This is a genomic window from Photobacterium pectinilyticum (genome assembly GCF_024357955.1).
Taxonomy (GTDB): domain Bacteria; phylum Pseudomonadota; class Gammaproteobacteria; order Enterobacterales; family Vibrionaceae; genus Photobacterium; species Photobacterium pectinilyticum.
This window is the reverse complement of record NZ_JANEYT010000025.1, coordinates 61,083-70,696: the sequence shown is the minus strand read 5'-3', so window position 1 is coordinate 70,696 and position 9,614 is coordinate 61,083. Positions and strand designations below refer to the sequence as shown.

Annotated in this window: 9 protein-coding genes; 5 read left to right on the top strand and 4 right to left on the bottom strand. The window is 42.7% G+C overall.

The window, feature by feature from the left end; all coding sequences use genetic code 11:
* The first annotated feature begins 342 nt into the window (after positions 1 to 342).
* The gene (locus tag NHN17_RS12685) at positions 343 to 1,416 is read left to right on the top strand and encodes a trypsin-like serine protease (RefSeq protein ID WP_255042927.1); all 1,074 of its coding nucleotides are present in this window, start codon (positions 343 to 345) and stop codon (positions 1,414 to 1,416) included.
* A 293-nt stretch (positions 1,417 to 1,709) separates the two neighbouring features.
* The gene (locus NHN17_RS12680) at positions 1,710 to 2,318 is read left to right on the top strand and encodes a DUF8453 domain-containing protein (protein ID WP_255042926.1); all 609 of its coding nucleotides are present in this window, start codon (positions 1,710 to 1,712) and stop codon (positions 2,316 to 2,318) included.
* A 223-nt stretch (positions 2,319 to 2,541) separates the two neighbouring features.
* Here the strand turns inward: NHN17_RS12680 and NHN17_RS12675 are convergent, their stop codons facing one another.
* The 4 genes from NHN17_RS12675 to NHN17_RS12660 form a co-directional block, all read right to left on the bottom strand.
* Positions 2,542 to 2,832, bottom strand: a complete 291-nt coding sequence (locus NHN17_RS12675; protein ID WP_255042925.1) for a hypothetical protein — start codon at positions 2,830 to 2,832, stop codon at positions 2,542 to 2,544.
* Between the two features lie 4 nt (positions 2,833 to 2,836).
* On the bottom strand, positions 2,837 to 3,859 hold the full coding sequence (locus tag NHN17_RS12670; protein ID WP_255042924.1) for a site-specific integrase: 1,023 nt from the start codon (positions 3,857 to 3,859) through the stop codon (positions 2,837 to 2,839).
* 596 nt (positions 3,860 to 4,455) lie between these two features.
* Positions 4,456 to 4,845 (bottom strand): RidA family protein, encoded by a 390-nt coding sequence (locus tag NHN17_RS12665; RefSeq protein ID WP_255042923.1) that lies wholly within the window; start codon positions 4,843 to 4,845, stop codon positions 4,456 to 4,458.
* A gap of 18 nt (positions 4,846 to 4,863) precedes the next feature.
* On the bottom strand, positions 4,864 to 6,081 hold the full coding sequence (locus NHN17_RS12660) for a pyridoxal phosphate-dependent aminotransferase (RefSeq protein ID WP_255042922.1): 1,218 nt from the start codon (positions 6,079 to 6,081) through the stop codon (positions 4,864 to 4,866).
* 387 nt (positions 6,082 to 6,468) lie between these two features.
* Here NHN17_RS12660 and dctP point away from each other — a divergent pair, with 387 nt between their 5' ends.
* From dctP to NHN17_RS12645, 3 genes are all read left to right on the top strand, one after another.
* Entirely contained in the window at positions 6,469 to 7,536 is a 1,068-nt protein-coding gene (gene dctP / locus NHN17_RS12655; protein WP_255042921.1) for a TRAP transporter substrate-binding protein DctP, read from the top strand.
* A gap of 162 nt (positions 7,537 to 7,698) precedes the next feature.
* Positions 7,699 to 8,220, top strand: a complete 522-nt coding sequence (locus NHN17_RS12650) for a TRAP transporter small permease subunit (RefSeq protein ID WP_255042920.1) — start codon at positions 7,699 to 7,701, stop codon at positions 8,218 to 8,220.
* Positions 8,221 to 8,265: 45 nt separating this feature from the next.
* Positions 8,266 to 9,600: a TRAP transporter large permease gene (locus NHN17_RS12645; protein WP_255042919.1), complete on the top strand. Its 1,335-nt coding sequence runs from the start codon at positions 8,266 to 8,268 to the stop codon at positions 9,598 to 9,600.
* The last annotated feature ends 14 nt before the right edge of the window (positions 9,601 to 9,614 follow it).

The window sequence follows — 9,614 nt, the reverse complement described above, 5'->3', positions numbered from 1 at the left end:
ATACATTAGCGCAAACCAACTCCGTTTTTTGACTTTTCACTTGCAAAACGGGGCGTACCATACATTCTGCCCCAAAGTTTGTCAGCGGACTTTTTATGAAATTGCGACTGCTTTCATTTAGCATTAATTATGCTAATGGATTAGTAAACGGTTATGCCAGCCTTACTCAGATTTATAAATTCCCCATCTTTTAAAAACCGTACTCACATAGTCACTTCCTTATAATTTCAAAAAAAATTAGTTTTTGTGATTTAAGTTACTGGTTATTAACACTTTAGTTGTTGGTTTGAAGTTTATTTAAGATAAAGTAATCGCTTAGTATATAAACAAAGGAATGTATATATGTGTAATCAATTAATGAATGCTGTTTGTGCGGTAGCAGCGATATGTTCGCTGCCTTTATTGGCTGTTGAGTCGGTGGGGGTACCGTCGTTAACGATCACTGATGGTCAGGAGAAAGATTGGGATGATTATTCATCTTTAGTTCGTAACAATTGCAGTGGAACACTCATCGCTGGTAAATGGGTGTTAACCGCTGCTCACTGTTATTTCCACCTCGATCATGATAACCCAGGTATATCAGTGTACGTGAACTACAGGGGTGAGAGGGATGCTATTGATGTGCTTCGCCTGAATATTCACCCGGCTTATACCACTGTAGCTGTGGACGTTGCCTTGTGGGAGCTCGATGGGCTTCATACGACAGACCAAGCGTTCTTTTTATCGAAGCGAGAGCTTGATCATGGGGAATTGGTCGGTGTTCATGGGTTCGGTGGTGGCAGGTTTGGCGTCTCCGCTATGGAGGTTGACAGATTTACAGACTCTTATGAGTTTTCTTTCCATGTTCTTAATCTTGGGTCCGGTGGTACTACTGGTGGTGACAGTGGTGGCCCTTATATTGACAGTGAGGGTTATATTGTTGCCACGCATCTTGGTAGATACGATGGTACGAGGTCGGTTGGTTCGATGCTTGCACCGTCGCAGGTCTGGGGATTTGTATTAGATACAATCGATGGTTGGCACTTCCCTACAGTGGCGATGGTTACTGGCACTGCGGAGGTTGCTGTTCAGTCATTGCACCTGAATGGTGCCGTTGATGCTGCTTACACGGACGGTGATGCGGTCATTGTAGGGGGGACTTGCTTGGATGTTGATGCTATTGACCCGTTTGATGTCTGTACTTATGTGGTGCAGAGTGATGGTGGGGAGGGGGCTTTGATGCTTTCTGATAGCGAGGTTATCCGTGTTAACCCTCAGTTTGATAATAGTGACGGTGACGGCAATACCGGAGACGGCGATGGTAATACCGGAGATGGCGGTGGTAATACCGGTGGTTCATCTGGTGGAGGCTCGCTAGGTTTTTTATCCCTATTTGGGATGCTGGCTTTAGCTGGTTTACGGCGTCTACGTCGATAGTCTTACAGGGAGTTATTGAGGCAGCTTGGGCTGCCTTTTTTATGCCTATTACGCCCGAATTCAACGGCTAAGCGCGACACTCTCCAATATCAAGTAGCTAATACCATTATGAATAAAACTATTTTGAAATACTTTAGTTAATTCATCGTTTGCTTAATTAGTAAAAAACGTAACTCAGAATTGTCCAGCTGCGACACGTTACGGCGATAGGGGTAACAAGTCTTTGTCTCAATAGCACATCACTATAAGCATCTGATACCATAACGATAAAGTTAGCGAACTGGACTGAAAATATGGTGAATGAAGTATCAGCTGCAGGTGTGGTCGAGAAGGTGCCTTTTGATCTGCTTGGTCTACAGCTTAATGAAGTGGCTACGATAGCCATTGCGTTGATGGCACTATTTGTGACGGTATATCAATCATGGAGACAGCGTAAGCACGATAGGCTGTCTGTTAGGCCTTATTTAACCTTCGTTGAAGAGCATGAACACCATAATGGTGAGATTGTATTTACCCTTGAGCTTGCTAATTATGGTATTGGGCCTGCTTTCATCGATAGCCACAGGGTTATGCATGGCGTACCAGGGAGTGCTGAATATCGTGAAGCAGATCTAAAGAAAGAACTCAATGAGCTATTAGAGCTTGAATTTCTGCGAACGGTGCAAATTAACGATAGTCATGCCATTCCCGCAAACCAAAAAGAGTCCTACCTTGAATTGAAGCTGAAGTCTAGCGACAAAGAAGGTGTTGAGATGATTAGAACAGCACTGTACGAGTTCGTCATCGAGATTAACTACAAGTGCATATATGGCGATAGAACCTCACTGAGTACAAACGACATAACACAGAAATATGTGCCAGCACTTAGTCAACGCGATCATAAAGTACTGGAAACTGCTTAAGTACATTGATTTGCTTTCCGCTATATAAACCATATAAAAATGAGTAGTAAGGTGGTTTAGCTATACCTGAGCTAATCCATCATTCACTAAATTAGCGATATCACTGACTTACTTATGTCCAAAAATGAGTTTGAAAATGATCAAGATTAATGTGATCAAGATTTATGTCGGAAAGCATTCTAGAGTTAGTTCATGCTAGGGTTAGCTTATGTGATTAAATTGATTATGCTCTGTGGTTTGGGGGAGCTGAAGAACGCCTCAATAACACTTGCCATACCTTTTCGATCGCGTAGTAATGATCACGTAAGGTCGCTGGGCTGAGGTGAGAGTTCCGGTTCCAGTAACGGTGTACGTGCGCTCGTCCAAGCTGTCGAATATCTGTAATGTTCTCATGCTGCGTAATATCAAGCATGATGGCTATCATCCTGCTTCTGACCCGTTTGCGGGCAGGGTGATTGCCGGTTTTCATTATCCCGCCGCTGAGTTGGCGGATTTGATACTCAACACGATGCAAAGGTTCACCCTATATACGAGTTGGTAATGGAAATTCGTTTGTGGCCCAGCTCCTTACTAACAACTTTCCTCGCTTTTTTATCTATTGATTTGGCCTCTTTTAAAGATACGTTTAACTTTTCTGCCAAGTATTTGTGATGGGCTTGACCATGTGGAGTCTGAGCTACAACAGGGCAATGGACTTCAGGAATACCTGTTAGGTTCTGAATTGTTTCCGAGTACAGCGTCTGGGCAAAGAACCTTCTTTCGCTGTGAGCTAGATACCCGTCGATTTTTGTAAATTGTTGGTAGCAATGCCCAGAGTACTCAGCGTAAGTTTTATTGGGTGGGATTAGGGAATGATGGGAACCTTGGAAGGGCAAAGCTTCTTCAAGCGCACTGATTTGCTCTGGGTGACGGATGGTGACTGTTCGCGGTGTTTGATTTTTTTCGCAATCTATCCGGATATAGCCATTTTTTAATGCTGATGACAGGGCCTCTTTGACGTTAAGCTTACAACTTCCTTCGAACCTAGCTCCAAAATGCCGCATTAACCCCATCTGAGCTGCAAGTATTGGTTCGACCATAGAACGTGCATTCTCATGATGCTTATCAGTGATTGTCTTGTTCTCCCTTAGAATATCATCCCTTTCCGGGTAGCCTGCTTGGCTTGCTGTAAATCGTACATTTTGATCTCCACGAGCTTGAGCCAACACTGTGTTTACTGCAGATAGGTAGTTAGCTGCTGATGTATATGATTTGAGCCTGTCAGAAGGATCTTCAACTCGGTGACGCAAGTGATCTGCATACTCCATGAGATGAGACTGAGTTATTTTTCGCAGATCACCGATACCATGCTTAGCCTTTATCCAATGAGCAAATTGTTTAAAGCGTGATATTTGATTGTGGGTAGTTGATATGCCAGTAACCTTATTTCCTTGCTTCTCTTGTAAGGCCTTTTGAGCTGCAGAGACTATATCTCTACTGCCTAAACCAAAGTTACGGGCATTGGGATGCTGGCGCTCCCAGCGGCATCTTGTGAACTTCATGCGTACCTCTATCATTTAGCAATTTTTGACGTTATGTTTGAAAGCAATGCTTACAGGATGCTGTTATTTGCCGTGGGGTCACATACTTGATGGCGGGGAAAATTGCTGTTGGTTATATATTAAGGAATCTAGGCGTTATAAATTATCGTTAACAAAATTCCGTTTAATATCAGATTTCATCGGTGATAATTCGCAGGTGTCACTTTGTGTTTCCTTTGAACCGTGTACACTAGTTGCATATAGGGGGGGAGACTGTGGACGTTGACAAAGTGAATCAGTTGTTAAACCTGATTAAAGATCTGTGCCAAATTGGATAAGCATAAGGAAGAGAATAACAATGACAACGTTGATTATACTGGGCAAGCTCTAATGAGGTGGCCAATTATTATTGACCACTACACCTAGGCAATACGTTGAAATGTCAAAGCATTCCGCGAGAAGGTTTATCCATTTGTTGACAAACACTCGAAGCCAAATCAGCCAAGGACGGTAAGAACACTGAAACTAGGTATCCTGTTATTCAGTCTGTAATTCCTCTTAAGTGACTACTTTGCGTTTAGGGAACAGTTTTGACTTTTTTCCTCGCAGCATAGCAATTAGGTTTCATCGGCAGGGCGGTATAAAATAGCATCCACCTCAATGTCAAAGCCGACGAGGTTGGATTGAGTCAGTATTCTAGCCGGAGGTGGGGTGCCAACATATTGTGCATATAGACTATCGAACTCTTTGGCGTCAGAAACATTTCGCAAAAACACACTCACCTTTACAGCGTTTTTTAGCGAGAGGCCGGCTGCATTAGCTGCTGCCTCTAAGTTGTCTAATGTCAAACGTGCTTGGTATGCAAATGGCTTATCTCCATGACGAATATTATCCCTGTCTCGGGGAGTTTGGCCCGCCAAAAAGACAAAGTTCCCCGCCTCCAAAGCCATACTGTACGTACCTGCAGGCGATGGAGCTATATCACTGCTAAACGATTTGATGCTCATTAAATGAATTCCTTGTTGTTAAGCACGGTAACGATCAACCAAACCGGCTATCCGTTCCACGGCGTGAACCGCAGCACTGTGGTTCTGAGAAAAATTAAGGCGAATACTGTCCGTGTGATTGGGACTAAATTCTGTACCAGGGGTGACTGTTACAGCTGCTTGTGAGCGTAAAAAGGCCAAAAAATCATACAGTGGTACAGATAGCTTGGGTAATTGTGGGAAGAGATAGCTCCCCGCCTCAGGGGGTCTGACATTTATGCCGGGTACGGCAAGGAAAATACCCAAAAGGTCATCTCGAATAGACTGATGTTGACGAATGCGCTCCTCAATCCACCCATCAGGTTCAGCAAACCAGGTGTTAAATACCGCCTGGCAGTAACCCGGAGCACGTAAAGAAACGATAGCCTGTAACTTCTCCATTCTTGCAATCAGGTGTTTAGCACCAAAAGCGACCCCTAAACGATAGCCTGAAAGTGACTCAGTTTTTGAGGGCCCCATGATGGTAACCACATTGTTGGTATCAATGTCGGTTGCTCGAAGGTGTGTATAATTTACGCCTGAGTACAATAAGCGAGAATAAAGCTGATCAACGATCACAGTGCTTCCATAACGGTTTGCTAATGAGGCTATCTGAGTAATTTCTGCCGCAGAATAGACGACACCTGTCGGATTGTTTGGATTGGAGAATAAAAATGTCTTTGCACCCGCCTTAAAGGCCGCCTCAAGCTGATCAAGACAAATCCCTGAGCCTTCTTTTGTGTTGAGATAATCCATCTCCACGGGCACTGTTTCCGCCCCTAGAAACTCAACCAATTTACGGTTGGCAAAGTAATCAGGTCGCATGATAGCCACCTTGTCACCGGCGACTACGCAAGAAGCAATAGCAAGAAAGAGAGCGCCTTGCGTACCTGGAGTTAAAATCAGCTCATTTTCACCATCAAGTTCTTTGCCCGTAAAGAGACTTAAGCGTTCTGATAATATGCCGCGTAATGTCCTATCACCTCGGTATTCTGTGTATGCTTGACTACCGCCACGCGCTTCGCCAGCAATAAAAGCTTCCAGAGCAGTCGGAGGTGGTGCAAAGGCTGCTGGATTGACATCGCCATGTGAGAAATCCACAGGCGTGCCTCCGAGTGTGTCACCAATACCCACTGCCATACCGCTGACTAATCGCCCTTCCTGTCCTGGCGCATGTTCGGTATCAAGTTTTGCAAATTTATCTTCAATCAAGCTCATTTTTCGCATTCCTTTTCTATGTGATATCGCTTCCTGTAACGCTTCTGTTTGTATGAATACTCAAACTTAATCTGGATCGTCAAAGCACTGTACGTAAAAGAGAGGGGTGTTAAGCGACGGTGGTCTAAATCTCAATAAGAATATTCAGGCCCAACTCAGCCTTATGTAAGTATCAATGACATATTCACCGTTAATGGCGCATATCTTGCTTTAGTTATGGAGTCGTCATTCTCACATCACACCCTGTTTGTTTTTTAATCAGTCTGACTTTGTGCATTTTTTTTTGCAAGAATTATTTTTCTGAATTTTTTATTGCACGAGGTGCATATTAGGGGTATGTTCATTCCATGAGCAAAATTTAACCACACGTTTTAAAGGGGCTTTTTGATGAGTACAAGCAAAGGATTGCGTAAACTACGCTCAACACGAACACTTCTATTATCATCAATCCTAATCGCAGCATCGGGATTAACCTCTGCGGCGGAAATTAAATTAAAGTATTCCGATCATGATCCAAATAATGGCATGCGCACTAACTTTGTGCAGAATGTCTGGTTGAAAGAGATCAACAACCAGTTAGGAGATAGAGTTAGTATTCAAGAGTTCTGGGGAGGTTCGTTATTTGGCTCGAAAGAAATCCTGAAAGGTATTGGTGATAACATCACTCAGATTGGTTTCATGTATCCTGGCCACTATCCGGGTCAATTACCGGCTCATACTATCTTTAAATTACTGCCGAAAGGTCCCAAAAAATTCTCTAATATGGTTTGGTTTTATCGAACTATCTATGAAGAGGTTCCCGCTTTTGAAGCAGAGCTGAAGAAGGCAAACGTGAAACCCTTATTACTTACTGCAGGTTTGCCAGCTGCTTTTGTAGGAACCACATCATTAGAGAGTATTGATGATATTACTGGACGAAAATGGCGTGCAGGAGACAAATGGAGTCTTCGGTTCTTGGGGAATGTAGGGGCCCATCCAGTATCCATCCCTTGGAGTGATACCTATATGGCTCTGCAAACGGGCGCGATTGATGGCTGTTACACGAACCTTGATGGTGCGCATATGATGAAATTCGACGAAACGGCACCAAATGTGCTTGTGTCAAAGTCGCTATGGAATGGTATTCCTTTCATGCATATGGTTAACCGTAGAACGTTTGAGAATATGCCTGAGGATGTTCAAGACGCATTGCTTAAAGCCTCTAAAATTGCTGAAGAAAAATACTCGAAAGTATATGAGGATACCTTTGAGCAGATTATCCAAACGCAAAAGGACTCTGGAGTCAAAGTCACTTTCATGTCTGATGAAGATATCGATAAATGGGAAAATTCACCAAAATTAATAGATCTTCAAAGCCAATGGGTTAACGAAGCAAAGAAAGCCGGACTAGACAATGCTGAAGAGATATTGACTCAGGTTAAAGCGATTTATGAAAGGGCAATGGCTCGCAGTTAACATTTTATCGCTGATCATTATTTTATAAATATAATTAGTAAGCTCGTATCCGAGGATATAATTATCCTCGGAGTGAAAGATAAATAGATTTTAAATAGAGTGTTTAATGTAATTAGCCTTATCCTTCCTTACTATATTATATGATGTCAAGTAGGAATATATATGATGAAAATATCGTCTAAGTTCAATCAGATTTTATCTGAGCTATCAGGATGGCTAATGATTGTCATGATGCTATTATTAGTGTCTGACCTATTAACTCGGGCAATAGGTTTTTCTATCAACGGTTTATCTGAATTAACTGTGTTTGTCATGATTATCGTTGTTTATTTTGGGTTAGCTAGGTGCGAACAATACAATGAGCATGTGAAGCTGGAGTTGATTACTAACCGGTTACCAGCGAAGGCAAAGATTGTAATATATTACTTTTCACAAATATTATCTGTTATTACTATCTCTTTAATATTCTACGCAGTACTTCAAAACGTATTAGACTCTTACCAAAGGAATGAATCTCTGGAAGGGACCTTAAACCTACCAATATGGCCAGTTAAGGCAATGATGGTGATTGGTCTTGTGTTCTTTTTATTTCAGTCAGTCTCTAATATGTTGAGTTCAATTAATGTTGATAAAAAAGACAAACTTAAGGAAATGCCAGTAAAAAATCAAGAACTTTCGAATTAACGAGTTCTCATACATGCACATAAAATATTCAGGGATGAGTTTATTATGGACTTTTTAACCGCCGGTGTTCTCTGCATCGCGCTCTTACTTGCTTTAATGGCTGTGGGGTTACAAATTGGTTTATCATTCATATTGAGTGGGTTCATTATCTGTTCACTTTTGTTAGACTTTGACAGCTCAATATCTTTACTTGGGCAGGCCTCTTATTTTTCAATCGCAACGCCAACCTGGGCCTCTATTCCGCTCTTTATCTTAATGGGGTCATTTGCAGCATCGAGTGGGTTGGCCCAACGCGCCTATACCGCCATCTATGCAATGAGCACAGGCATTCGTGGCTCTCTTGGTATTGCAACGTGTTTTAGCTGTGCTGCTTTTGGTGCTGTTTCTGGCTCATCTCTTGCGACAACCGCGATTTTTGGAAAGATGGCGCTGCCTGAAATGAACCGCCTGAGTTACAACAAAGCTTTTTCTGCAGGCTGTATTGCATCAGCCGGGACATTTGCGTCAATGATCCCCCCCAGCATGATGATGATTGTTTATGCCCTGTTTACTCAACAGTCGGTTGCTAAATTATTTGCTGCCGGAGTCGTTCCAGGGATCCTTACTGCTGTGGGTTACGTGGTGATTATTCAGATCGTACTGAAGCGCCACCCGGACTGGGCACCAATGCCGGATACGATTAAACAGCATAAGGCCGAATTGCGTACCAAGCGTTTTAAAGAGGCAACACAGATATGGCCTGTCATTATCATCGCAACGGTTGTGCTCGGTGGCATTTACTCGGGTTGGTTTACTCCAACAGAGGCAGCGGCAGCAGGGGCTTTAATTACGCTTATTTTAGGGTGGTCCCTAGGCTCATTTCGAAATGTCAGTAATGTCATTGATGCAATGAAGGAGTCAGCTAACACTACTGCGATGCTATTTCTCATTAATATTGGCGCATTGTTCTTCAGCCGAACCTTGGCGATTACACGTCTGCCGGTTGAAATAACAATGATGTTAAATGAATTAAGCATGCCTCCTATTGTCATTTTGCTTGGAATTATGGCGATTATGTTGCTGCTAGGCATGATTATGGTTCCTGTCGGCATATATGCGCTACTTCTGCCAATTGTGTTCCCATTAATTACATCTTTGGGTTATGACCCCATATGGTTTGGCGTCATTGCACTGAAAATAACTGAAATTGGCTCCATTACACCACCAGTTGGCTTGAACGTTTTTGCAATGAAAGGGGTAATACCGAAAGAAATGAATATCTCGCTTGAAGATATCTTTAAAGGTGTATGGCCGTTCTTAATCTGCGAACTGATTGTGCTGACACTTTTGGTTGTTTTCCCTCAGCTTTCACTTTGGTTACCTAATTTACTACTAGGGTAGCCTGATATAAAAAA

What these genes read in the sequence shown, in the direction of transcription:
- NHN17_RS12685 (WP_255042927.1), top strand. Translation starts at nt 343, where the DNA reads ATGTGTAATCAATTAATGAATGCTGTTTGTGCGGTAGCAGCGATATGT.
- NHN17_RS12680 (WP_255042926.1), top strand. Translation starts at nt 1,710, where the DNA reads ATGGTGAATGAAGTATCAGCTGCAGGTGTGGTCGAGAAGGTGCCTTTT.
- NHN17_RS12670 (WP_255042924.1), bottom strand. Translation starts at nt 3,859, where the DNA reads ATGAAGTTCACAAGATGCCGCTGGGAGCGCCAGCATCCCAATGCCCGT.
- NHN17_RS12665 (WP_255042923.1), bottom strand. Translation starts at nt 4,845, where the DNA reads ATGAGCATCAAATCGTTTAGCAGTGATATAGCTCCATCGCCTGCAGGT.
- NHN17_RS12660 (WP_255042922.1), bottom strand. Translation starts at nt 6,081, where the DNA reads ATGAGCTTGATTGAAGATAAATTTGCAAAACTTGATACCGAACATGCG.
- dctP (WP_255042921.1), top strand. Translation starts at nt 6,469, where the DNA reads ATGAGTACAAGCAAAGGATTGCGTAAACTACGCTCAACACGAACACTT.
- NHN17_RS12650 (WP_255042920.1), top strand. Translation starts at nt 7,699, where the DNA reads ATGATGAAAATATCGTCTAAGTTCAATCAGATTTTATCTGAGCTATCA.
- NHN17_RS12645 (WP_255042919.1), top strand. Translation starts at nt 8,266, where the DNA reads ATGGACTTTTTAACCGCCGGTGTTCTCTGCATCGCGCTCTTACTTGCT.